Source organism: Arthrobacter sp. BB-1 (genome assembly GCF_006151685.1).
In the GTDB taxonomy this organism is placed as follows: domain Bacteria; phylum Actinomycetota; class Actinomycetes; order Actinomycetales; family Micrococcaceae; genus Arthrobacter.
On record NZ_VDEV01000019.1, the window covers coordinates 1 to 23,316 of the forward strand.

General features: G+C 63.8%; 26 protein-coding genes. 9 read left to right on the forward strand and 17 right to left on the reverse strand.

Translation table 11 applies throughout. From position 1 onward, the window contains the following. Positions 1-46 precede the first annotated feature (46 nt). The 5 genes from FHJ30_RS10295 to FHJ30_RS10315 all read right to left on the reverse strand — a co-directional run bounded on the left by FHJ30_RS10295 (position 47) and on the right by FHJ30_RS10315 (position 3,877). Positions 47-394, reverse strand: a complete 348-nt coding sequence (locus FHJ30_RS10295) for an RNA polymerase-binding protein RbpA (protein WP_013600997.1) — start codon at positions 392-394, stop codon at positions 47-49. A 261-nt stretch (positions 395-655) separates the two neighbouring features. Next, a complete protein-coding gene (locus FHJ30_RS10300) occupies positions 656-1,597 on the reverse strand; it encodes an SPFH domain-containing protein (RefSeq protein WP_139029200.1) in 942 nt (313 codons plus the stop codon). Positions 1,598-1,630: 33 nt separating this feature from the next. After that, positions 1,631-2,095, reverse strand: coding sequence for an NfeD family protein (locus FHJ30_RS10305; RefSeq protein WP_139029201.1), 465 nt, complete (start codon positions 2,093-2,095; stop codon positions 1,631-1,633). Between the two features lie 125 nt (positions 2,096-2,220). Beyond that, entirely contained in the window at positions 2,221-3,102 is an 882-nt protein-coding gene (locus tag FHJ30_RS10310) for a putative RNA methyltransferase (RefSeq protein WP_139029202.1), read from the reverse strand. A gap of 94 nt (positions 3,103-3,196) precedes the next feature. After that, the gene (locus tag FHJ30_RS10315) at positions 3,197-3,877 is read right to left on the reverse strand and encodes a peptide deformylase (RefSeq protein WP_139029203.1); all 681 of its coding nucleotides are present in this window, start codon (positions 3,875-3,877) and stop codon (positions 3,197-3,199) included. A gap of 59 nt (positions 3,878-3,936) precedes the next feature. On the opposite strand from FHJ30_RS10315, the gene FHJ30_RS10320 reads away from it, so the two are divergent. Continuing rightward, entirely contained in the window at positions 3,937-4,350 is a 414-nt protein-coding gene (locus tag FHJ30_RS10320; protein WP_139029204.1) for a nuclear transport factor 2 family protein, read from the forward strand. 34 nt (positions 4,351-4,384) lie between these two features. Here FHJ30_RS10320 and FHJ30_RS10325 read toward each other — a convergent pair whose 3' ends face one another. From FHJ30_RS10325 to FHJ30_RS10335, 3 genes are read right to left on the reverse strand one after another with little or no spacing between them, the layout of a single operon-like run. Continuing rightward, a complete protein-coding gene (locus tag FHJ30_RS10325) occupies positions 4,385-5,533 on the reverse strand; it encodes an NAD(P)/FAD-dependent oxidoreductase (RefSeq protein WP_139029205.1) in 1,149 nt (382 codons plus the stop codon). A 1-nt stretch (position 5,534) separates the two neighbouring features. Next, complete coding sequence (locus FHJ30_RS10330) at positions 5,535-6,230, reverse strand: class I SAM-dependent methyltransferase (RefSeq protein WP_139029206.1); 696 nt, start codon at positions 6,228-6,230, stop codon at positions 5,535-5,537. 5 nt (positions 6,231-6,235) lie between these two features. Continuing rightward, positions 6,236-7,444 carry a type III polyketide synthase gene (locus FHJ30_RS10335; protein ID WP_139029207.1) on the reverse strand — a complete coding sequence of 403 codons (1,209 nt, stop codon included), beginning with the start codon at positions 7,442-7,444 and terminating at the stop codon, positions 6,236-6,238. A 333-nt stretch (positions 7,445-7,777) separates the two neighbouring features. Here FHJ30_RS10335 and FHJ30_RS10340 point away from each other — a divergent pair, with 333 nt between their 5' ends. Then, the gene (locus tag FHJ30_RS10340; protein ID WP_171058988.1) at positions 7,778-8,440 is read left to right on the forward strand and encodes a DUF4304 domain-containing protein; all 663 of its coding nucleotides are present in this window, start codon (positions 7,778-7,780) and stop codon (positions 8,438-8,440) included. 92 nt (positions 8,441-8,532) lie between these two features. Here FHJ30_RS10340 and FHJ30_RS10345 read toward each other — a convergent pair whose 3' ends face one another. The 4 genes from FHJ30_RS10345 to FHJ30_RS10355 form a co-directional block, all read right to left on the reverse strand. Further along, positions 8,533-10,116, reverse strand: a complete 1,584-nt coding sequence (locus FHJ30_RS10345) for a triacylglycerol lipase (RefSeq protein WP_139029209.1) — start codon at positions 10,114-10,116, stop codon at positions 8,533-8,535. A gap of 564 nt (positions 10,117-10,680) precedes the next feature. Further along, positions 10,681-11,472, reverse strand: a complete 792-nt coding sequence (locus FHJ30_RS10350) for a BTAD domain-containing putative transcriptional regulator (protein ID WP_139029210.1) — start codon at positions 11,470-11,472, stop codon at positions 10,681-10,683. Between the two features lie 142 nt (positions 11,473-11,614). Next, positions 11,615-11,764, reverse strand: coding sequence for a hypothetical protein (locus FHJ30_RS21365; protein WP_171058989.1), 150 nt, complete (start codon positions 11,762-11,764; stop codon positions 11,615-11,617). 70 nt (positions 11,765-11,834) lie between these two features. Beyond that, on the reverse strand, positions 11,835-12,308 hold the full coding sequence (locus FHJ30_RS10355) for a VOC family protein (protein ID WP_139029211.1): 474 nt from the start codon (positions 12,306-12,308) through the stop codon (positions 11,835-11,837). A 72-nt stretch (positions 12,309-12,380) separates the two neighbouring features. Here FHJ30_RS10355 and FHJ30_RS10360 point away from each other — a divergent pair, with 72 nt between their 5' ends. Together FHJ30_RS10360 and FHJ30_RS10365 are read left to right on the forward strand one after the other, a co-directional pair. Continuing rightward, positions 12,381-12,782 (forward strand): DUF3054 domain-containing protein, encoded by a 402-nt coding sequence (locus FHJ30_RS10360; RefSeq protein ID WP_139029212.1) that lies wholly within the window; start codon positions 12,381-12,383, stop codon positions 12,780-12,782. A gap of 104 nt (positions 12,783-12,886) precedes the next feature. Then, a complete protein-coding gene (locus tag FHJ30_RS10365) occupies positions 12,887-13,168 on the forward strand; it encodes an Lrp/AsnC family transcriptional regulator (protein ID WP_139029459.1) in 282 nt (93 codons plus the stop codon). Positions 13,169-13,188: 20 nt separating this feature from the next. Here the strand turns inward: FHJ30_RS10365 and trpD are convergent, their stop codons facing one another. Then, on the reverse strand, positions 13,189-14,244 hold the full coding sequence (gene trpD, locus FHJ30_RS10370; protein ID WP_139029213.1) for an anthranilate phosphoribosyltransferase: 1,056 nt from the start codon (positions 14,242-14,244) through the stop codon (positions 13,189-13,191). Positions 14,245-14,356: 112 nt separating this feature from the next. Between trpD and FHJ30_RS10375 the strand changes: the two genes are divergently transcribed. From FHJ30_RS10375 to FHJ30_RS10390, 4 genes are all read left to right on the forward strand, one after another. Beyond that, positions 14,357-15,031: a heme-copper oxidase subunit III gene (locus FHJ30_RS10375; protein WP_228403484.1), complete on the forward strand. Its 675-nt coding sequence runs from the start codon at positions 14,357-14,359 to the stop codon at positions 15,029-15,031. An 86-nt stretch (positions 15,032-15,117) separates the two neighbouring features. After that, complete coding sequence (locus FHJ30_RS10380) at positions 15,118-15,906, forward strand: c-type cytochrome (protein WP_139029214.1); 789 nt, start codon at positions 15,118-15,120, stop codon at positions 15,904-15,906. 98 nt (positions 15,907-16,004) lie between these two features. After that, on the forward strand, positions 16,005-17,078 hold the full coding sequence (locus FHJ30_RS10385; RefSeq protein ID WP_139029215.1) for a ubiquinol-cytochrome c reductase iron-sulfur subunit: 1,074 nt from the start codon (positions 16,005-16,007) through the stop codon (positions 17,076-17,078). Then, positions 17,056-18,726 carry a ubiquinol-cytochrome c reductase cytochrome b subunit gene (locus FHJ30_RS10390; protein ID WP_139029216.1) on the forward strand — a complete coding sequence of 557 codons (1,671 nt, stop codon included), beginning with the start codon at positions 17,056-17,058 and terminating at the stop codon, positions 18,724-18,726. Before FHJ30_RS10385 ends, FHJ30_RS10390 begins: the two co-directional genes overlap by 23 nt. A 120-nt stretch (positions 18,727-18,846) precedes the next feature. On the opposite strand, the gene FHJ30_RS10395 is transcribed toward FHJ30_RS10390, so the two are convergent. Continuing rightward, positions 18,847-19,617 (reverse strand): GntR family transcriptional regulator, encoded by a 771-nt coding sequence (locus FHJ30_RS10395; RefSeq protein WP_139029217.1) that lies wholly within the window; start codon positions 19,615-19,617, stop codon positions 18,847-18,849. 164 nt (positions 19,618-19,781) lie between these two features. Between FHJ30_RS10395 and FHJ30_RS10400 the strand changes: the two genes are divergently transcribed. After that, positions 19,782-20,075 carry an HPr family phosphocarrier protein gene (locus FHJ30_RS10400; protein ID WP_139029218.1) on the forward strand — a complete coding sequence of 98 codons (294 nt, stop codon included), beginning with the start codon at positions 19,782-19,784 and terminating at the stop codon, positions 20,073-20,075. 75 nt (positions 20,076-20,150) lie between these two features. Here the strand turns inward: FHJ30_RS10400 and FHJ30_RS10405 are convergent, their stop codons facing one another. From FHJ30_RS10405 to coxB, 3 genes are read right to left on the reverse strand one after another with little or no spacing between them, the layout of a single operon-like run. Then, positions 20,151-20,552, reverse strand: a complete 402-nt coding sequence (locus FHJ30_RS10405) for a cytochrome c oxidase subunit 4 (RefSeq protein ID WP_139029219.1) — start codon at positions 20,550-20,552, stop codon at positions 20,151-20,153. Between the two features lie 2 nt (positions 20,553-20,554). Then, positions 20,555-22,276: a cytochrome c oxidase subunit I gene (gene ctaD / locus FHJ30_RS10410; RefSeq protein WP_139029220.1), complete on the reverse strand. Its 1,722-nt coding sequence runs from the start codon at positions 22,274-22,276 to the stop codon at positions 20,555-20,557. A gap of 10 nt (positions 22,277-22,286) precedes the next feature. Then, complete coding sequence (coxB, locus tag FHJ30_RS10415) at positions 22,287-23,159, reverse strand: cytochrome c oxidase subunit II (protein ID WP_139029221.1); 873 nt, start codon at positions 23,157-23,159, stop codon at positions 22,287-22,289. Positions 23,160-23,316 lie beyond the last annotated feature (157 nt).

Sequence of the window (23,316 nt, forward strand, 5' to 3'; positions counted from 1 at the left end):
GTGCAGGGACAGGCCCCTTCGAGTTAAGGCCTTGGGCTGGAGTCCGTTAGGCGGAGCGCCGTTCTCCGCGGCGTTCGCGCAGGATGGTCAGCCGGTCTTCGAGGATCTGCTCCAGCTCGGGGAGCGAGCGGCGTTCCAGGAGCATGTCCCAGTGCGTACGGACCGCTTTGTCGTTGCTGGTATCGGGACGTTCGCCATCAACCAGGAGGGCTTCCTTGCCGGTCTTCGAAACCCAGACCGGGGGGATTTCCGCTTCCGAGGAGAACGTAACGAAGACCTGCTCGCCGTCTTCGCACCGGTACTCGACACGCTGGCGCGGAGCCGGCTCGACTCCGGACTCGGTCTCCATGCTCTGCGCGCCAAGGCGCATGCCCCGCAGGCTGCGATCGCTCATGATTTCTCCCTCTGGTCGGTTCGCGGTGTACAACACCGCGCCAGCCGGCGGTGACAAGCACTGCCGGACTACTGTGTGCTCTGTGCTGCATCTTTAGATTCAACGCATCGCGAAGCTTTGTTGTTCCAGCGGATCTGCTCCAGCCGGACAAATACACAATTATACCGGCGTTAGGCCGGACAGCCAAAAGAGGGCCCGTGGCTGCACGGACCCTCCTCGGAACCGGCAACGACGGTCAGCCGGCACTCGCGGTGCTGGGCCTTAGGGCTCCGACGGCTTGGCGCCAACCTCGTCGAACATGCCTCCCGTGGACTCGGGGCTGGTTCCGCCGAGGGCGTTGCCGATCCCCTTGAGTGCCTCGCCGACTTCGCTGGGAATGATCCACAGCTTGTTGGAGGAGCCTTCTGCCAGCTTTGGCAGGGTCTGCAGGTACTGGTAGGCCAAGAGTTTCTGGTCGGGATTTCCGCGGTGGATGGCGTCAAAGACCTTTTGGATGGCCTGCGCCTCACCATCGGCGCGGAGGATGGCGGCCTTGGCGTCGCCTTCCGCCTTGAGGATGGCGGCCTGCCGCTGGCCCTCGGCGGTCAGGATGGCGGACTGCTTGGTTCCTTCGGCGGTCAGGATCGCGGCCCGGCGGTCGCGTTCGGCACGCATCTGCTTTTCCATCGAGTCCTGGATGGAATGGGGCGGATCGATGGCCTTCAATTCCACGCGCGAAACACGGATGCCCCAGCGGCCGGTGGCCTCGTCCAGGACGCCGCGGAGCTGTCCGTTGATCTGGTCCCGGGAGGTGAGCGCCTCCTCCAGGTTCAGCCCGCCCACCACGTTGCGCAGTGTGGTGGTGGTGAGCTGCTCCACGGCCTGGATGTAGTTGGCGATCTCATACGTGGCGGCGCGCGGGTCCGTGACTTGGAAATACACCACGGTATCGATCGAGACCACCAGGTTGTCCTCAGTGATGACAGGCTGCGGCGGGAAAGAGACCACCTGCTCGCGCAGGTCCAGCAGCGGCAGGAGCCGGTCCACGAACGGAATCAGGATGGTCAGTCCCGGATTGAGCGTCCGCTGGTATTTGCCCAGCCGTTCAACAACACCTGCCCGTGCCTGTGGAATGATCCGGATGGCCCGGACCAGGACGATGATCACAAACACGATCAGGACCACCAGCACAATGGCGAGGGCGGCTCCTCCTGCGTTATCCATACATTTCCTTCTTCCCCAATTGATCAGGCAGTATCAAGGCCTGGTGTCTGATTCCGACGCTGCCGAAACCACGGCGGTGGCACCGTCGATGGCGGCCACCACTACTTTTTGCCCGGCAGGAAGGACTCCCGCGGCTGAGCGGGCACTCCAGATGTCCCCGCCGATTTTGACCAGGCCGCCGTCGGAGGAGACGGGTTCCATGACAATGGCGTGTTCGCCGATCAGGCGGTCAACATTGGTCCGCTGTTCGGACGGGCCCTTCTTCAGATGCGACAGGGCCACCGGCCGGACGAAGGCGATCATAAGCAGGGAGACGACGCAGAAAACCACGATTTGCAGCCAGAGGTCCGCGCCGGCGAAGTCAGCCACGAGGGCGGCGAGGGTTCCTCCGCCGAGCATGATGAAAAACAGGTCAAGGGTGATCATCTCGATCACTGCAAAAGCGAGGAAAGCGGTGAGCCACAGTGCCCACCAGTTCTCGCCCAACCATTCGAACAACGTGCTCCCCCTTCGCTACGGGGAGCCGCTACCGCGGACCCACCAGCAACTGTCCTTCCATCCTAGTGCGGGCAGCCGTGGCATGGGTGGGCCGCAGGCAGTTGCAGTAGATAGTGGCCAATCCGTTATTGGATGGGGGCTTTGGCGGGGCGGAAGACTGTCAGGCGGAACCGGGCTTCCGAGACAACGGGCTCCGGCTGGCCCTCCAGCCTTGCGGCGATGGGGGTTCGGCCGCTGTGATGCCCCGCCGGGCCCATGAACGCAAGGTCGGCCGCCTCCCGGCGGGTGAGCGCCAGGGGGAAGTCGACGTCCCGGGCTGTCTCGACCGTGAAGTGCGCTTCCATTGCCCCGGCCAGCCGGCTCTCCTTGCCTTCTTCAATACTGAGCATGCCGGTCACGTCCGCGATGGAGGCGAGGTGGCCGGGCCGGGGCGTGACCACCGCCAGCCGGCCTGTTGGCCGCAGGACGCGGGCGAACTCCGCTGCGTTCCTGGGCGCGAAAATAACGGTGATGGCGTCGACTGAGTCGTCCTTCACGGGCAGCGGCTGCCAGATGTCCCAGGCGACGTTCACCGCCTCCGCGTTGAGCCGGGCGGCTCGCCGCAGGGCGAACTTGGAGATGTCCAGGCCAAGGGCTGCCACCTCCAGGCCGTCGGCCACCGCTGCGTCGAGCAGGACGCGCAGGTAATGTCCGGTTCCGGTTCCGGAGTCAAGGACGACGGCGTGTTCCCCTGGAAGGGTAGGGACGACGGCGGCTGCCACCGCCTGCGCCAGCGGCAGGTAGTGCCCCTGCCCCAGGAAGTTGAAGCGGGCTTCCACCATCTCGGCGGTGTCGGCCTCGAACGCGGTGCCTTTTCCCACCAGCAGGTTGAAGTACCCCTGCCTGGCGGCATCAAAGCTGTGGGACGAGCCGCAGACGAGACGGCTTTGGCCGGAGGGGTGCGGTCCCGCCAGCTCCAGCGGCTGGAAGCACACGGGGCACAGCAAGGGCAGGTTGGGAGCGGGCATAGCCACCATCTTAGGGCGGCCCGCCTGGCCGCCTGCCCGGTTGCTGTACTGGATCGTGCCCGCCGCGGCAGCCCGTCGCCCCGGCTGGGTCCGCCTAGGATCCGGCGGCGCTGACCGGGCCGGTATCGAACCCGAGCCCTGCCCTGGCCTTGCCGATCCCGGGCTCCGCCCAGTGGGCGGCGTATTCCGCGTTGCTGCTGAGCGAGCGCAGCTGCGCCCGGTCCACGTACAGCACACCGTTCAGGTGGTCGGTTTCGTGCTGCACAATGCGGGCCTGCCAGCCTGCGAATTCCCGCTGCGCCGGCGAGCCGTCCGGCGCCTGGAAGTCCAGCAGGACGTTCTGGGGCCGGGCCACGACTGCCTGGAGGCCGTTCAAGGAGAGGCAACCCTCGTAAAAGGAGGCATACTCCGTTCCCAGCGGGGTGTACCGGGGGTTCAGGAGCGCCAGGAACTCCAGGGGGCTGCGCTTGCGCAGCGCAGCGGCCTCCGGATCGACGTCGTACTGGTCCTCCACAACGGCGATCTGGAGGGGGATGCCGAGCTGCGGCGCTGCCAGTCCCACACCGGGGGCCTCGTGCATGACCTGCCGCATGAGGGCAATAAGGCGGTCCAACTGGTCTGGGGAGAGCTGGCCGTCAAAGGCGGCGGCGCGCTGCCGAAGGGCGGGGTGGCCGGCCTGCACGATGGGCGGGAGGGTGCCTGCTGAGAGGATCCGTTCCACGGTTTCCCGGATCTGTTCATCGCTGAGGGTGGTCTCAGGCGGGATGGGGCTCATGCAGAAAGCCTACTGGCCGGGCGCCACCCTGCCGGGCACGGTGGGTTAGTGTCGTTTCCATGGCTGAAGACCCCTCCCTGAGCACCTCTCCGCTGGACCGCGTCCTCGGATTCATCCGGGTTCTGGAAGCAGGCGGAGGCGCCGCTGAGGTCAGGCCCTACCTGGCGGACGACTTCGTGCTGGTGGAGGCACCGCACCTGCTGGCGCCGGCAGGCTCCACCCGTTCGCTCGCTTCGGTCCTTGCCGGCGCGGAACGAAGCTCCGAGGTGGTGTCCGGGCAGAAGTTCAGCATCCGGCGGACCACCTGTGAAGGCGGCAGGGTGGCCGTGGAGGCAGACTGGTCCGCGACGGTCCAGATGGACCTCCCCTACTGGGACCGGGGGGAGACCATCCGGGCCAGGACGTCGTCGGTTTTTGAGGTCGCGGACGGAAAGATCGTGAGCCAGGACAGCTACGACTGCTACTTTCGGTAACTCACCCCGCGCCCGCCGTCCGGGCGTCCCCGGCCTACTGCATGGTGAAGCGCCGCGCCGTCCACTGGTTTATGGCCGGCACTGACGCGACGCCGCCGATGGCAAGGTTGCGGACCTTCAGGAGCGGCACCGGCAGGGGGCGTCCCAGCAGCATGTTGACCTCCGACTGGCGCCTGGCAATCGCGGCGGCGCGCCGGCGGGCAGCGTCGAATTCCTTCAGCCGCCCGTCCACGCGCTTTCCCGCTGCGGCCTCCCGGACCAGGGGAGCAAGGGCCTGGGCGTCCAGCCAGCCAAGGTTCATACCTTGGCCGCCGATTGGGCTGATTTCGTGTGCGGCGTCTCCCACCAGTACCACCCGCCCCGCGACGGTGCGCCGGGCAAGGGTGGAACGGACGCTGAAGCCGCTCAGCATGGTGTTCGTCCGGACGTCCGGCAGGATCCCCGTCCGCCGCTGCACCAGCCCTGCCAGCCGGCCGGCGTCGGCTGTTCCTGCTGGCTGGCTGAGCCGCACCACCCAGCGCCGGAGTGCGCCCGGCAGCGGGAAGGACTCGACGATCCCCTCCGGTTCGAGGAAAAGGACGGCCAGCTGCCCATGGGTTCCGGAGTCGGCGAAGTCGCCCATCAGGTAATGGTCCGGATAGGCCCTGGTGCGGACAGGTATGCCGAGCGCATCACGCAGCACCGACCTGGCGCCGTCGGCGGCAATGACCAGCGAGGCATCAAAGCGGCTGCCGCCTGCCCTTTCGCCCCCGGAACATTCGACGACGACGGCGCCTGTATCGCCGTCGTCGGTCACTCCCGTGACGCGTACGCCCCTAACGATTGCCCGGCTGTCGAGGGTATGGACGCGTTCCTCCAGGAGTTGTTCCGTGCGGTACTGGGGGAGGGCCAGCACGAACGGAAAGTCCTCCGACACGCCTGCGAAGGACATGGTGCCCACTGTCCTGCCGCCGCTGAGGGCCATGCCCGCATGGATCGGGACGCCCTCCCGGACCATGGCACCGGCCAGGTGCACCCGTTCCAGCGCTTCGAGGGCGGGCGGGTGGATCCCGATGGCGCGGCTGTGGATATTGCGTTCGGTCCGCTGCTCGAGGACGCGCACGGACATGCCGTCCTGGAGCAGCGACGCCGCCAGGTAGAGGCCCACGGGCCCGCCGCCGACGATGACCACGTCCGTTGCCATGTCAGCCCTTCGAAAAGGCGAGGACCTGGTGGAAGGCGCTGCCGGGCCTGACCACCCAGCCGGGGGGAGCGATCGCCGCGAGCTCCGGGCGCGTATAGCTCCGCCTGATGGAGGTGAGCCCGTCCGCGCGGATGAAGGAGTGGCGGAAAGGCAGGGCGGCGGCACTGAATAGGGCATAGGCTACCGGGCTGCGGCGAAGATCGTTGTGGAGCACGGCTTTGCGGGCCAGCACCCGCGAGTGCGCCAGCAGTTCCTGCAGCTGCCCCGCATCGAGGTGGTGCAGGACATGGTTGGAAATCACGAAGTCGTACTGCCTGCCCTCGCTGACAAGGTCGGCGCTGTGTGCCTGCCGGAAACTGAGTCCCGGCACTGCGGCCCGGCGCCCGGCGAAGGCGGCGGCGCGGGGGTCGGGATCGATGCCGGTGATGTGCAGGACCAGGTGGTCGCGGGTGGCCCAGTGCGCCAGCAAGGCGGGGAGATCGCCTCCGCCTGAGCCGATGTCCAGGAGCGTGCCCGGGCCGGAGCTGCCGGCCAGAAATGGACGCAGCTCCCGCACATACAGCCGGCGCCATCCGGACAGCACACGGTTTACGACCGCGAACTGGCGGTAGGTGTTGTCCAGGTCCTGCGGGTCGCAGTCAGGCAGGTCCATGGTTTCGATCGCCCCGACGGCGCGCTGCCGCAGCAGGAGATCCACGGGGATCAGGCCACCGGCGCTTCCGCGGGCAGCCGCTCCGGTGCCTGTTCCGCTGGCGAGGTGCGCGCTGGCCTGGCGGTGCGCGCTTGCCGCAGCTTGGTGAAAACCGCTGTTTCCACGGTGAGCCCGGGGCCGAAGGCCATGGAGCAGATCCGCTCGTCGCCCGGTTCCGGGTCCTGTTCGAGGATGTGCTTGATGACGAAGAGGACGGTTGCGCTGCTCATGTTGCCGTAATTGCGGAGGACTTCACGGGCTGGAACCAGCTGTTCCTGCGTCAGGCCGAGCCTGGACTCGACTTTGTCAAGGATGCTGCGGCCACCCGGGTGTATGGCCCAGTGGCGGATTGAGGAGTAGGGGAGTGCGGCCAATTCCGGTTCCCGTGCCAGGAGGGGGTCCAGCGCCCCGACGATGTGGTCGTCGATGATGTGCGGGACGTAGTTTCCCAGGATCATCTCGAATCCGTGGTCGCCTATGTTCCAGGCCATGGCGTCCTCGCCAACGGGGGTGAGGACAGTTTCGAAGTGGTCCAGCTGCATCAGTGCATGTTCTTCGGTGCCTTGCCGGGCAGTGACGACGGCGGCTGCCGCACCATCGGCGAAAAGGGCTGACCCCATGATGGTGTCCGGGTCGTTGGACGTGCGGACGTGCAGCGAGCATAGTTCTGCACAGACCACCAGGACGACGGCGTTGGGGTCGGCTTCGCAGAACAGCTTTGCTGCGCGCAGGGCGGGAAAGGCCGCATAGCAGCCCATGAATCCGAGGTGGTAGCGCTGGACCGCCGGATCCAGGCCGAGCTCGCGCACGATCTTGTAGTCCGGCCCCGGGTTGAAGAATCCCGTGCAGGAGACTGTCACCAGGTGAGTTATGTCAAGTAGATTGAGCTCCGGGCAGGCGTCGACGGCGGAGCGGGCAGCTTCCACAAAAAGCTTGGTGGCCTCGCGGCCGAAGATCTCGTTGCGGACTTTGGTGCTGGGATTCAGCAGGAGGCCAGTGGCAGGGTCATAGAACTGCGGATCGTCCGCGCGGAACTCGTTGGTGAGTTCCTCGACGGCGGTAAAGCGTGTGTCGATCGCAGCTGAATCGAAGCAGGTGTTCACCAGACGGGAACCAAGCCTGGACAAACCCGGCTGCGCCGCAAAGACATCCCGGGCCTCTGACTGGATCAGCATCGTTTTCGGAACTGCAGTTTCAAGTGAACGCACGTAGACCGTCATTTGTTCATTCTTAGCGAGCCCTTGGATTAAGGCAACGGTAGGCCGGGGCCGTGACCTGCGCAGTTATCCGTCCTGGCGCGGGATTCCCATGGTGTTGCACCCTCGCTTCCGGACATGCAGCAAACGCCGATAATCTACATTATGTAAAGTAGAAGAATTCGATGTCGCCTCTGCTGCGTCCTTCCATGCCGTCCAGCGCCGGCTGTGATCGACATGGAGATCAGTGCGTGCATGATGGTTGGAAGACATGAACAAAGCCCAGCGCGTCCAACCGGGGCATTAACACTGCTTTTCTACGCTTGGAGAACCTTGAATGCTCAAAATGCGCTAAAAGTGGCATTGAACGAGTTCGTTGGTCCCGCAGTCCGGGATGCGGGTTTCAACGGCTCCGGAAAGACGTGGAGACGCATCAACGGACATGGGGACTGGGCAATCGTGAACGTCCAGTCGTCAGCGTGGAGCACTTCCGAGGAACTGCGCTGCGTCATCAACATTTCTCTCGTTCCACAGCCATGGATCGCTTGGACTTCCCATCTCTTGGACCAAGAAGTGCCGAAAACCCCAGACGAGGCATCGGGGCTCTATCGCGACCGGATCCATCCCACAGGATCCCCGGCAAACACGGACGAGTGGTGGACGGTCCGGAACGAAGCGGATGCAGCGACCGTCGCCCGGGATATGGTGCTCAGGCTCACAACGGATGCCCTACCGCTTCTGGCTAATCTTCTTGAACGTCCCAAGCTTCTGGAGTCCTTGCGAAACAAGGACCTGGGAATGGTCCGCGGGGCGGGCTGGGACCTGCACTTCATGCGAGCCGAAGCCGTTCTCCGCGCTGAAGAGGGAATGTCCCCCACGCTTGAGGAGCTCCTGGACGATATCGACCGGCATTCAGGGGAAAAACTTCGTGCCAATGCTGAGAGGTTAATCTCCTGGGTCCAGTCTAGAGCGGCCGCGGCAGACCATGGAGACCGGCGCGTCGCAAGCGACCGTGAATAGTCACAAATCGAACAATGTCCAGCCACGGCGGCGAAAGCATTCCCAGGTGTCCTGGGACTGTGCCCCTCCCCCGCGTCCGGAAACGATCAGCCTTAGAACGTGAGAGCTCTCGGGGTCACGGTGAGGTTGATGCCTGCGTTTCGTCCCAGCAGGTCCCGGGCGGCCTCCGGGACGCTTATCCGTCCGCTCCAGCGGTGAACGGTGGTGTCCGTGTCCTTCAGTTGGTCCCTGTCCCCCGGCTCCCAGTCCCTGAGGGCCGTCGGGATCAGGCTGTTCCACGCGGCCCAGGCCCTCGGCAGCGGCCGGTTTTTCCCGGGAGGTTCAATGTCAACCACCAAGGTATCCTGCCAGTCCTCGGTCTGTTCCAGGTGGTCATCGAAGAAGAAGTGCCCCTCCTTTTCCCTGATGGACATCAGCCGAAGGCGGAGCGCGTGACGGAGCCGGGGTACTACCCTGCCCCCGACACGGGGCCGTGGTGCCTTGGAGGACAGGAAGGTCGTCAGCAGCGGAACCGGAGAATCGATGGGGTCCCCTTCCCGCCAATGCTCAATCTGCACCGGACAGAAGTGGGCCGCGCTTTGCTCGTGGACCATGACCGGCAGTCCCCTGATGGCCAGCGCGACGTCAAGCTGGAATTCGACGTCGGCGGGGGCCTCCCTGCCGACCGTGAAGCCGACCAGCTCCACTTCGACCTTGAGATCACCGAAAAGGAAGCGTTGGAGGTTCTGGTAGCCCTCCTCCGAGTTGACGATTCCGTACCGTCCGCTGTGACTGCGGTGCACAACGGCCAGCGGCGCACCGCGGACTGCCGCGTTGTCGATCTGGACCAGCCCGTCACTGCGGGCTCCCACCGCTTTGGATGACAGACCCATGGCCACGTCGTAGTCTTCAGGGTTGGAGCCGACGAGGCAGAACAGTTCTTCTACCGGGAACCCGTCCCCGGGCATCTCGGTTGCGACGAATTGGTCACGTGTCCGTGTCCGCCTGGAGGCCGGCGGAGTGAGGTATTCGTACATTCGGTCAGGGCCAAAGATGTCCGCCCCCTGGAGGCCGGTGGCGTCGCGAATTTTCTCGAGCAGGCCAAATCCGATGGCGAAACGGATTCCACCGTGCGGCGTCGCGTAGGTGAAAACCCTGGCGACAAACCCGGCCCCCGCGGCGGGGTCTACTGTGCCGTCTTGCCCGGCCAGGCTTTCGGGGATGACGCGTTGCAGCAGCGAGCGGCAGATCAGCCCGCCCATGGAATGGGCCACCAGGAAGACCTTTGGCGCGCCGGTTTTCTCCAACACAAGCTTGATCAACTTGAACAGGTCACGTGCCGCCTGTTCAAAGGAGAAGTCCTCCGCGTCCGCGCCAAAGGTGTCTGCTGATACATCGTAAAAGCGGTGGATCCAGACCGACGCCGGGCTCACCGAGCCGGCGTCCGCGCTGTTGAGGAAGGCCCATTGGTCCCCGTGGACAGGAACCTCGTACTTATGGTCGCTCACCAGCCGCAGCATCGGAGATTCGAACTGGTGGAACTTCGCCCGGCCGTTGCTGTCGGCCCTGACGTGGACAGAGCCCTGGCTGAAGCCGTAGAAGGGGTCATCGACGGCGCTATTGACCGCCGCCCCCGTCCCTGCGAAACCTCTGACGTAGATCACCGGCAGCCGGCCGTCGTCACCAGGGAACCCCATGGTTGTCCCTCCTTGTGCAGTTGTTCACGACTGTGTGGAGCCCGCTGGAGCGTCCAAGTCTTCGCCGATTCGAACACCGCGGGCGTTACTGCAGCGTTACTGCCTCCCGCTCCCTGGTTGGCCTGCCTGCCCGGCGACGGTAACGCAGCGGTAACGGCGCCCCGGGTGTACTGGGCTGGGGTGAGCAATCTTGCGTCAATATTTCGGAAACGCGAGCCAACTCCTGATTTTCCTCCAGCAAGATCAAAGGGACCAAGAGGAAGGCCTCCAATGTCAACGGAGGGCGCCTTGGGCAGCCAAGGGGATTGGCGGCGTAGAAGCCTGAACCTTCCCGCAAGTATCGTGCCAGGACGGGGAGGGGTGACTGCAATGATGCAAGACCATCATTGGGGAGAGGCTGCGGGTGACCAGGAACCAGAGCCGGAGCTCCCCTCCGCCGGCTTTATGGTCATCCGAACCTGGCACGAGCCCGGCCACCCACAGGAATTCCGCGCGCGGATAACCTACGGGCAGACTCCCAGCAGTTCCCAAAGGACCGTGGCCACAGCCGATCCAGCTGAGGTCCTAAGCGTGGTCAAGCGCTGGCTGGCCGCTCAGCCAGGGGTGACGGGGCGGAACTGACCGTTCCGTCCGCAAACCCGGCCGGCGCTCAAGGGCTCCGGCGAGGAGCGCACTGACTGATTCCGAAGGCAGCAGCCCCATGTCATCCCCAAGCTGTTTCCGGTACCGCTCGTAAGCCCTGAGCGCGGCGGCAGGGTTGCCGTCCTGCAGTTCAGCCTGGATAAGGAGCTGGACGGCACTCTCATAGAGCGGCTCGATCTCCACCGCCGCCTCAGCGGCTGCCTCCGCCGTCGCGGTGTCGCCCAAGGCAAGCGAATGTGCGGCAATGGCTACGTAGGCCCGCAACCGGTCCTGCTGCAGCCGGCTCTGTTCAACCATGATCCAGTCCTCGTACCAGCCGGGAAGCAGTTGCGCATCCCGTAACCCGTCCAGCAAAGCCGCACGGTTGGTCTGCAGCGCCGCAGCGCCCAGGGACCTGGCCTGGAGCCGGACCCGCCTTAGGTCGACATCCACGTCGTCGCTGAGGTACAGCATCCGGCCTTCATTGACGATCAGGCCGGGCACTTGGCGTGAAATCAAATGAACACTGACCCGCAGGCTCTCCAACGCCTTGGAATCCGGATACTCGGGCCACAACAAGCCAACGAGGTAGGTACGAAGGAGTGGACCCTTGATGGCCAGCGCCGCGATGAGCCGCTGCTGGCGCGTTGCAACATGCACGACTGCACCGTCCCGCCAGAGACGCCAGGACCCGAGCAGTTCCAGTTTCAATTCTCCATAGCCGTCGTCGCCCATGGGAACCTGATTTCGGTTCAGAAAAACTTGTGGTGGATGGTACGAATGAGGATCCTCAGGACGGTGGGTCCTGTCAATGGTGCTGTTCCCAAACTTTCAAAGGGAGAGTCCCCTATCCGAAGCGGGGCAGCCCGGATGCAATCTAGCGCTTTGATCCGATCCCTGCGCCCACCACTGCACCGACGCCGAGTCCCAGCGCAAAACCGAGGAAGGGACTGTCAAATACCGCGAGCCCAAGGGTGATTCCAAGAGCAGCGCCAACGAGGCAACAGATGGCCAGTGGCTTGTTCACGGCGCCCTCCAGCAGCGGATATTTCGGCAACACAGGTCCCCCAGAGACTACTGGGCGTTTCCCGGCAGCGTCACCCGTGGTACGCCCTCTGGAGTTCGGCGATGTCCAGCTTGCGCATCCCCAACATCGCCTGCATGGCCCGCTGGGACCCGTGGGGGTCGGGACCCGCGATCAAGGACGGGAGGACAGTGGGGACGATCTGCCAGGACAAGCCGAAACGGTCCTTCAGCCAGCCGCACTGGCTCTCCGAGCCGCCGTCGGTCAAAGCCGCCCAATACCGGTCCACGGTGGACTGGTCCTCACAGTCCACCACGAACGAGACCGCCTCAGTGAAGGTGGATCCCCGGGCACCATTCAGGGCGGTGAACCCCCGTCCTTCCAGTTCAAAGTCGACGGCGATTGCCTCGCCCGCAGCGCCTGGTCCTCCCTCACCGAAGCGCGAAACGTTGAGGATCCTGGAATCATCGAAAACCGAAGTGTAGAACTGAGCCGCTTCTTCCGCCTGGTTCTCGAACCAGAGGCAGGTCCCGATCTTTCGAGGCATTGGTGCTCCCTTCCGGCTTGAGCCTAGCGCCGCGGTGTGAGGCATACAACGGCTGGCGTTAAGCTCGATTCCATGACTTCCCGCAATGAGAAGACCGCAAGACCGCAGGCCCTCCGCCTGGCGGTGGCCGCGGCGGGAGCCGACGCCGCCATGATCCTGGTGTTCGCCGCCGTCGGCCGCGACGCCCACCAGCGCGGCGAAGTGGTGACCGGGGTGCTGCTGACTGCCTGGCCGTTCCTGGCCGGAGCTGCGATGGGATGGCTTATCGCAAGGGCCTGGCGGGATCCCCTTTCGGTACGCCGGACGGGCATTGCCGTTTGGCTCGGCAGCGTGGCGGGAGGGATGGCACTGCGCGCCCTGACGAGCCAGACCGTGGTGCTCCCGTTCGTCATTGTGGCCTTGCTTAGCCTGGGCGTCCTGCTGCTTGGCTACCGCCTGCTGGCGGCGGGGCTCAAGCGCCGCCGCGACGCCTGAACAGGCGCAGGATGGTACGGCCGCAAGCAACTGCCGATGTAATAGGCTGGCAGGAGAAGCTTGCCGGGCACTGCTACGGCGCAACAGATCCGGAAGGGTTCAACGTGATCACTGCATTCGTTCTGATCAAGACCGACGCCGCCCGCATACCCGAGACAGCCGAGGAAATCTCCGCTATCGAGGGGATCAGCGAGGTTTACTCCGTCACCGGCGAATGGGACCTTATCGCAGTGGCCCGGGTTCCCCGGCACGAGGACCTGGCCGACGTCATCGCGGACAGGCTTTCCAAGGTCCCTGCGGTGGTCCACACCACGACCCACATCGCTTTCCGCGCGTACTCACAGCACGATCTGGACGCAGCGTTCGCGCTGGGCTTTGAACAGTAGCGGGCAGGCAACTCCGGCGCTCACCGGGCGGTGAGCGCGACCCACTTCCCAAGGACGGCCGCGGCGGCCCCGGAATCAATGGACTCGGCCGCGCGGACAAAAGCCTTGCGCATCCGGTCAAGGAACGGGCCCTCTGCGGATTCATCAAAGGCCACAAGTCCGGCCGCTGCATTAACCAGGACGGCATCCCTGACAGGGCCTTCCTTGCCGGCCAGGACATCGCGGACAACGGCAGCGTTTACCTCTGCGTTTCCGCCCCGCAACTGTTCCACGGTGGCAAGGCGGATCCCCAGGTCCTGCGGAGAGAAAGTCAGTTCGGTGACCCGGCCATCACGGATTTCCCACACTGTCGAGGGCCCTGTGGTGGTGAGTTCGTCGAGGCCGTCGTTGCCGCGGAATACCAGGCCCCTGCTCCCCCGCTGAGCCAGCACGCCGGCTACCAGGGGCGCCATCCTGGCGTTTGCGACGCCGACTGCTGAGGCCTGGACCTTGGCAGGGTTTGTGAGGGGGCCGAGGAAGTTGAAAGCAGTGGGAACGGCCAGCTCCCGCCGCGGAACCGCGGTGTGCCGGAACGAGGGGTGGAACACCTGCGCGAAGCAGAACGTGATGCCGGCTTCTTCGGCGTTGCGTGCCACCTCCTCGACGGACAGGTCCAGCCGCACGCCCAAGGCTTCGAGCACATCGGCAGAGCCTGACGACGACGACGCGGCCCGGTTGCCGTGCTTGACCACCTTGGCGCCGGCTCCCGCGGCGACCAGGGCCGCCATGGTGGAGATATTCACGGTGTTCAACTGGTCGCCGCCGGTGCCCACGATGTCCAGCTTTTCGCCCGAAATGGTCACTGGCCTTGCATGCGCAAGCATGGCTTCCACCAGGCCCGAAAGCTCCTCAACCGTTTCACCCTTGGAGCTTAGTGCCACCAGGAATCCGGCAATCTGTGCAGGTGTGGCCTCCCCCGCCATGATGGTGTCCATCGCCCAGGAGGTATTGTCCGCCGTAAGGTCAGCTCCGCCGATCAGGGCGGAGATCAGGCGGGGCCAAGAATTGCCGGACGGTGCGGGAGCCTGTGAAGTCACCTCCTGATGCTATCGACCGTTGCCCGGGAGTGACCAATATGAACCCCTCCGGGAACTTTTCCAGGCGATTTCGCGTCTTTGTAGAAAAAGTCCTCCGAAAAGGCGGTTTGCGTTGGGCAGCACGGACTTTTACAGACATAATGTCTATGTGACATCTGCGACCCATGCCCCCAGTACCCCGGCGCACCCCACGCTGAACCGCCCCAACATGGTTTCCGTCGGAACCGTTGTGTGGCTGTCCAGCGAGTTGATGTTCTTCGCCGGTCTCTTCGCCATGTACTTCACACTGCGCTCCACGAGTGCGCAGATGTGGGCCGAGGAGACAGCCAAGCTCAACTTCCCCTTTGCGCTCGTTAACACCATCGTCCTCGTGGCCAGTTCCTTTACTTGCCAGATGGGCGTCTTCGCGGCCGAACGGCTGCAGCCGCGCCGGACCGGGGGTGCGTTCCAATTCGCCCGCTGGGGTATGAACGAATGGTTCACCCTGACCTTCCTTATGGGCGCATTCTTCGTTGCCGGACAGACCACCGAGTACGCAATGCTGGTCTCTGAGCACGTCTCGCTGTCCTCCAACGCCTACGGCTCCGCCTTCTACATGACCACCGGCTTCCACGGCCTCCACGTCATCGGCGGGCTCATCGCCTTCCTGCTCATCATGGGCCGGTCCTTCGCCGCGAAGAAGTTCGGGCATTTCGAAGCGACATCAGCGATTGTCACCTCTTACTACTGGCACTTCGTGGACGTCGTGTGGATCGGCCTCTTCCTGGTCATCTACGTACTCAAGTAGCCAGCTTTGATTCTTTTTCTACAAGAGGCAGAATTTCAGGTAGCGGCTCCCGGAGCCGGCGCAGGATCGAATAAAGGAACCACCACGTGAAGGCACTCTCACAAAAGCGGCGTCACCCACTAGCAGCACTAGCGCTGCTCCTGATGGGGCTCCTCATCACGGGTGGGCTGTACGCCGCGGCCACCACCGTCAACGAGGCAAAGGCCTCCACCACTTCCTACAGCGCCAATGACGTGGAAGAGGGCGGCAAGCTGTTCGCCGCCAACTGCGCCACCTGCCACGGCATGGGCGCAAGCGGAAGCCAGGACGGTCCTTCGCTGGTTGGCGTTGGCGCAGCAGCCGTTGACTTCCAAGTGGGCACCGGCCGCATGCCGATGCAGATGAACGGCCCCCAGGCCATGAAGAAGCCCGTCCAGTTCAACGATGAGCAGACCCGGCAGCTTTCAGCCTATGTTGCTTCCCTGGGCGCCGGCCCGGCAGTTCCCGAAGAAAGCCTGCTTGATGAAGGCGGTGACGCCGCTGCCGGCGGCGAACTGTTCCGCACCAACTGCGCCATGTGCCACAACGCGGCTGCTGCCGGTGGTGCCCTGACCCGCGGCAAGTTCGCCCCGGCCCTGGCGGACGTATCCGGCAAGCACATCTACGAAGCCATGGCCACCGGCCCGCAGAACATGCCCGTGTTCAGCGATTCGAACATCACCCCTGAAGGCAAGCGCGACATCATCACCTTCCTGAAGCAGATCGAGACCACCGGTTCGCCCGGCGGAGCAGACCTCGGATCCTTGGGCCCGGTGGCAGAAGGCCTGTTTGTCTGGGTTGCCGGCCTCGGTGTCATCATCGCCTTCACTATCTGGCTGACTTCCCGGACCTCTTGACCCCGGGGAACCACCACACACTTCTGCTGATCCTTCAGCAGCTTGATATTAGAAACTAACCCGGCAACCGCCGGGACGAGAGAAGGATGAGGCGAATTATGGGCAACCATAGTGACGGCAGTCCGAACCACTCGGGCACCGTAGCTACGGCTGGTCAGAATGAGGTGGAGAAATTCCAGGATCCTGGAATCCCTCCGCACCGTTTGCGCCTGGCTGACACGGACCCGAAGGCCGCAAAGCGGGCAGAACGGCAGGTCGCCTTACTATTTGGCATCTCTGTTGTTGGAACCCTGATCTTCCTGGTGGCGTACTTCGCCATCGACCTGGGAGGCGAAGACTCGAGCATCGGCACCATAAGGCTGCAGAACATGCTGCTCGGCCTTGGCACCGCATTTGCCATGCTTGGCATCGGTACCGGCATTGTGCACTGGGCCAAGGCCCTCATGCCGGACCACGAAGTCTCCGAGGAACGCCACGCGATCCGCTACGAGGAGGACCGCCAGGCGGCGGTCCGCATTGTCGATGACATCGTCGAAGAGACGGGCATCAAGCGCCGTCCGCTGATCCGGAACACCCTCCTGGGTGCTGTTGCCCTGGCGCCGCTGCCGGCCATCGCCATGTTCGGTGACCTCGGACCGCGTCCGGACAACAAGCTGGCCCACACCATGTGGGCACCCCAGGAAGGCAAGCTCAAGCGGCTTGCCCGTGATCCTGACGGAACGCCCATCAAGGCTTCCGACGTCACCATCGGCTCCGCTTTCCACGTCATCCCGGAAGGGCTGAACGAACTCCACGAGGGCAAGCTCAACGAAAAGGCCAAGGCAGTTGTGCTGCTTATGCGGCTGGACCCGGCATCGCTGAACCCCTCCGAGGGCCGTGAGGACTGGGGCTACAACGGCATCGTTGCCTACTCCAAGATCTGCACCCATGTCGGCTGCCCTGTTGCTCTGTACGAGCAGCAGACGCACCACCTGCTGTGCCCGTGCCACCAGTCCACCTTCGACCTCACCCAAGAGTGCAAGGTGATCTTCGGCCCCGCCAGCCGGCCTCTCCCCCAGCTGCCCATCGCAGTTGACGACGAGGGCTACTTGGTCGCCACGAGCGACTTCAAAGAACCCGTAGGACCAAGTTACTGGGAGCGTGATATGCATGAGCGCAGCATCAACAGCTGAGCCGGCTTTCGTCGCCAAAACCAAGACGGGGCGGTTTACCGACTTCGTCGATGCACGTGTGGGCGGTTCCGGGATCCTCCGCGAATTCGGCCGCAAGGTCTTCCCGGACCACTGGTCCTTCATGTTCGGCGAAGTGGCCCTCTACTCGTTTGTCATCCTCCTGCTTTCGGGCACGTTCCTGACATTCTTCTTTGATCCGTCCATGGCGGAGACGCACTACGACGGGTCGTACGTTCCGCTGAAGGGCGTCGAGATGTCCGTGGCGTACAGCTCGTCGCTCGACATCTCCTTTGACATCCGCGGCGGCCTGTTTATGCGCCAGGTCCACCACTGGGCAGCACTGCTGTTCGTGGCGTCCATCGCAGTGCACATGCTGAGGGTCTTTTTCACCGGCGCCTTCCGCAAGCCCCGCGAAATGAACTGGGTGGTGGGTGGCGTCCTGCTCATCCTCGCCATGGCCGCCGGCTTCACCGGCTACTCACTCCCTGATGACCTGCTCTCCGGAAACGGCCTGCGCATCATCGACGGCGTGATCAAGTCCATCCCGGTCATCGGCACCTACATCTCGTTCTTCCTCTTTGGAGGAGAATTCCCGGGCACGGCCATCATCGGGCGCCTGTACATGCTCCACATCCTGCTGGTGCCGGCACTGATCCTGCTCATGATCGTCCTGCACCTTTTCATGGTGGTTGTCCACAAGCACACCCAGTACCCCGGCCCCGGCCGCAACGACAACAACGTTGTCGGCTACCCCCTGGGTCCGGTCTATGCAGCCAAGGCCGGCGGATTCTTCTTCATCGTCTTCGGCGTCCTGGCCCTGATGGCAGGCTTCTTCACGATCAACCCGATCTGGAACTACGGGCCCTACGACCCCTCCCCCGTATCCGCCGGTACCCAGCCCGACTGGTACATCGGATTTGTTGACGGCGCACTGCGCCTGATGCCGGGCGTCATTGGCGACTTCCACTTCGAGTACGTGATCTTCGGCTACACGCTCACGCTGAACGTCCTGCTCCCGGCCCTGGTCCCGGCGGGTATCCTGTTCACGATCATGTTCATGTACCCGTGGATCGAACGGTGGGTCACCAAGGACGAGCGCGAGCACCACGTCCTTGACCGTCCCCGGAACGCGCCCACCCGTACGGCCATCGGTATGGCTGGCTTCGTCTGGTACTGCGTCATGTGGGCAGCTGCAGGCTCCGACCTCATTGCAACCCACTTCCATGTCTCCCTGAACGACGTCACGTACTGGCTGCGGGCCCTGTTCTTCGTCGGGCCGATTATTGCCTTCGTCGTTACCAAGCGTGTGGCCTTGGCCCTTCAGCGCAAGGACCGGGAGATCGCCCTGCACGGACGCGAGACGGGCCGTATTGTCCGCCTCCCGCACGGGGAGTTCATCGAGGTCCACGCTCCCCTGGATGAGTACAAGCGCTACAAGCTGGTCGGCTTCGAATCGCCTGAAGTTCTTCCTGCCGTACCGAACGAACACGGCGTGGTGACCCGTAAGGAGAAGCGCCGCGCATTCCTGTCGAAGTGGTTCTTCGAGGACCGCGTTGCGCCGGCAACTCCCGCTGAGCTTGAAGCTGCGCACGGCCACGGCCACGCTGCAGTGGAAGCACCTGAGGAAGCAAAGAGCCTGTCCCACTAGGGTTCATATGGCAAAGCAGGAAGGCCCGGTCCAATGTGGACCGGGCCTTCCTTTTTGTCTTTTACCTGGCTGCTGTTGCAGCCATGGGCTGCACGGCGTGTCTCCGCGGCAACAGTCGTCTCAGTGGTTTCGCGACCGGCGGGCACCGGGCCGCTGCAGCGGAACCCACAGCTTGTATCTGTCCGCGCGGTAGTACGAAACGGAATAGTCAACCATTGCCCGGGCAACGAATGCATGCCGCTGGATCTTCAGAAGCGGCGCACCCACTTCAACGTTCAGCAACCGGGCCGTGGACGGGGACGCCGCGGTAGCCTCGATCATGTCCTCGCCCCACTCCATCACCAGCCCGAATTGCTCGCTGAGGACGTTGTACAGCGAGGTGGGCGGTTCGCCGTCGAGCAGGCCCGGCACCCGGTGCGCTGGAATGAAGTTCTCGTCAACGCTCATGGGTTCCCCGTCGGCCAGCAGCAGGCGCCGGAAACGCACCAACGGGGTTCCTTCGTCCAGCTGCAGTTCGCGGGCAAGGAACGCACTGGCAGCAATCTGCTCAAAGCTCAGGACCTTCGCCGCGGGAACCATCCCCCGCCGCTGCATCTCCTCGCTGTAGGAGGTCAGCTTTACCTGGAGATCGAGCTTCGGCCGGCGGACGAAGGTCCCCAAACCAACCACCCGCTCAATCACTTCTTCGCCAACCAGCGCATCAATGGCCTGGCGCACGGTCATGCGGGCAAGGCCAAACCGTTCGGCGAGATCCCTCTCGGAGGGCAGGGCCGATCCGGGCGGGCAGGAGTCGGCGATGTACGTCCGCAGGATCTCACGCAACTGTACGTAGATTGCCGTGCCACTGCCCCGGTCAATTTCGCCACCGATGGCTGCCGCGCTAGCAGGCATGGGTCATCTCCCCTGCATTGAAGTTCACCCTCCAATTTTAGGTCAGGTCTAGACCAGCTTTGGCCACCCTGCCCAGCGGTTTAGCAGGGCCGGGTGGCAGGCCCTATATTTGACATGAAAACGCGATGTCGACGGCGGGGGGCCGTCATAACGAAGGAGTCCCTTTGCCAACACATAAGGCCGTGGTCAAAGCCCCGGTGGGGCTGCACGCCCGACCTGCCGCAGTCTTCGTCCGGGCTGTTACGGAAACCGGACTGCCAGTAACCATTTCGAAGGCGGGCACCCCTGATGTTGACGCCCGCTCGCTCCTGCAGGTGATGGCGGCGGACTTTCACCAGGGATGCAAAGTGGAACTGGGCATCAGCGACGCCGCGCTCAGCGGCGCGGTGGGCCGCCAGAAGGCCGAGGATGCCCTCCGGGCGCTCGGTGAGCTGCTGGAGTCGCAGGGCAGCGCCTAGGACTTGCCAAGTGCCTTAACTAGGACGTCGGGCCCCACCAAAGGTGGGGCCCGACGTCGTTATGAGCAAGAAGCGCTAGTGTGCGTGGTCTCCGCGGCTGTATTCGTACACCCAGCCAATAAGTGCCACGACAGCCAGTCCGCCTGCAATGAACACAATCCAGAACCCGACTGCAAGGCCAAGGAAGCCCGTGGCGCAGGCAATGCCCAGGACCAGCGGCCACCAGCTCCAGGGGCTGAAGTGCCCCTGCTCGCCGGCGCCCTCGTGGATCTCAGCATCGCTGCGGTCCTCGGGACGCATGCCGACACGCTTGCCGGTGAATCCGAGGTATCCGCCGATCATGCCGGCGAGACCGCCCACCAGCAGGATGCCGAGGATGCCCACCCACTCACCCCAGTTGGTGAGGAAGCCATATACCAGGGACACCGGGACGAAGAAGAAAACTCCGGCACCAAAAATCCAAGATTCAATTTTCATTGTCAGTTGTCCCTCTGGTCGGCGTTTCCGAGTACCTTGGCGGCCGGAGCCGGCGACTCAACGGTATGGACCTGGCGGAGTTCCGGGTGGTGCAGGTCCAGGGCGGGCCGCTCCGAGCGGATCCTGGGCAGCGAGGTGAAGTTGTGCCGCGGCGGCGGGCAGGACGTGGCCCATTCCAGTGACGCGCCGAAGCCCCACGGATCATCCACCTGGACCTTTTCAGCGCTGCGCCACGTGATGTACACGTTCCAGAAGAACGGAATCAGCGAGGCACCCAGGACGAACGAGGCCACCGTGGAGAACTGGTTCATCCAGGTGAAGTTGTCCTCCACCAGGTAATCCGCGTACCGGCGGGGCATGCCCTCGACGCCCAGCCAGTGCTGGATGAGGAACGTGCCGTGGAAGCCCAGGAAGAGGAGCCAGAAGTGGATCTTGCCCAGGCGTTCATTGAGCATCTTCCCGGTGAACTTGGGCCACCAGAAGTAGAACCCGGCGAACATGGCAAACACCACGGTGCCGAACACCACGTAGTGGAAGTGCGCCACCACGAAGTAGGAATCGGAGACGTGGAAGTCCAGCGGCGGGGAGGCCAGGATGATGCCGGTCAGGCCGCCGAACAGGAACGTGATCAGGAAGCCGATGCTCCAGAGCATCGGAGTCTCGAAGGTCAGCGAGCCGCGCCACATGGTGCCGATCCAGTTGAAGAACTTCACGCCGGTGGGGACCGCGATGAGCATGGTCATGAAGGCGAAGAACGGCAGGAGCACGGCGCCGGTGACGTACATGTGGTGGGCCCACACGGTGACGGACAGCGCGGCGATGGCGATCGTTGCGTAAACCAGGCCCTTGTAGCCGAAGATCGGCTTACGGCTGAAGACCGGGAAGATCTCCGAAACAATACCGAAGAACGGCAGCGCGATGATGTACACCTCGGGGTGGCCGAAGAACCAGAACAGGTGCTGCCAAAGGACGGCACCGCCGTTCTCAGGATCGAAGATGTGGGCACCGAAGCGGCGGTCCGCGCCAAGGGCGAACAGTGCTGCCGCCAGCGGCGGGAAGGCCATCAGGACCAGGATTGACGTCACCAGGGCGTTCCACGTGAAGATGGGCATCCGCCACATCGTCATGCCCGGGGCGCGCATGCAGACAATTGTGGTGATGAAGTTGACCGCACCGAGGATGGTGCCGAAGCCCGACAGCGCCAGGCCGAAGACCCACAGGTCCCCGCCAATGCCGGGGCTGAAGGTGGTGTTGGAGAGCGGGGCGTAGGCGAACCAGCCGAACGACGCCGCGCCCTGCGGGGTGATGAAGCCGGACACCGCAATGGTGGAGCCGAAGAGGAAGAACCAGAACGCCAGCGCATTCAGGCGCGGGAACGCGACGTCCGGCGCGCCGATCTGCAGCGGCATGATGACGTTCGTAAACCCGGCGAAGAGTGGCGTTGCGAACATCAGCAGCATCACGGTGCCGTGCATGGTGAACAGCTGGTTGTACTGCTCCTTGGTCTGCAGGATCTGCATCCCGGGCTCGAACAGCTCAGCACGGATGAGCAACGCCATGACGCCGCCGAGGCAGAAGAACACGAAGGATGCGATCAGGTACATGTACCCGATGGTCTTGTGGTCGGTGGAGGTGATCCAGTTGACGACGATGCGTCCCTTGGACTTCGGAACCACGGGAGCTGCGAGGACTCCGGTGGGTGCGGATTGAGTGTACGTGGCCACGTCGCTCCCCTTACTTAATTTCGTTCACGTTCGGGTTGCGGTCGTACTCGACGCCGAGAAGACCCGTGTTGCCCGCTTCGCGCAGATCGTTCATGTGGGCCTGGAATTCGGATTCCGACACCACCTTCACGCGGAACAGCATTTCGGAGTGGTACTCGCCGCAAAGTTCGGCACACTTGCCGTCGTAGGTGCCCTCTTTAGTGGGGGTGAACCTGATGTAGTTGGTCTTGCCCGGGATCATGTCGCGCTTCTGGAGGAAGGCGGGTACCCAGAAGGAGTGGATGACGTCGCGTGCGTTGAGCTCGAGGTCAACGGACTTGTTGACCGGCAGGTACAGCGTGGGCAGCTTTTCCTTGTCGATGGTGTTGCCCGTGAGGTGCGCCTGAACCCCGGCCTCGTGGACGTCCTCCTGGATGACGTCGCCGGCCTTGTAGTTGAAGTCCCATGCCCACTGCTTGCCGCGGACGTCAACAACGACGTCGGCTGGCTGGGAGCGGTTGTCAATCGCCTGCTGGTCACGGTCGGTGAAGTAGAAGAACACCACGACCATGAACAGGGGGATGGTCAGGTAGAAGACTTCAAGGGGCAGGTTGAAGCTGGTCTGCCGCGGGAACCCGACGGTTCCCTTCCGGCGGCGGTATGCAACAAGGCACCACACGATCAGTCCCCAGGTAATGATGCCCACAACCAGGGCGGCAATCCATGAGTTGACCCAGAGGTCCATGATGCGGTCGGTGTTGCTGGTGGTGCCACGTTCAGTGGGCAGCCACCCTTTCTCTACCTCTGGCGAACATCCGGTCAAAACCAACGCGCCGGCAATTGCCAAGCTTGAGATCGTTGTGATCGTTTTGCGTCGGCTGCCGGTTCGGTTCTGCGAACTCACAGACGGCCCTTCCTACTTGTTGCTGTTGTCCGGGCAGCCTTGGCCGCCCCGGGCACACTAAAAGTTTTACTACTCGGTGTAGAGCTTACCGCTCCGCCGGGCGTTTCGCCCACATGTCGGCGCCGTGCCTCCGTACCGATATTTTCGGCAGGAGATC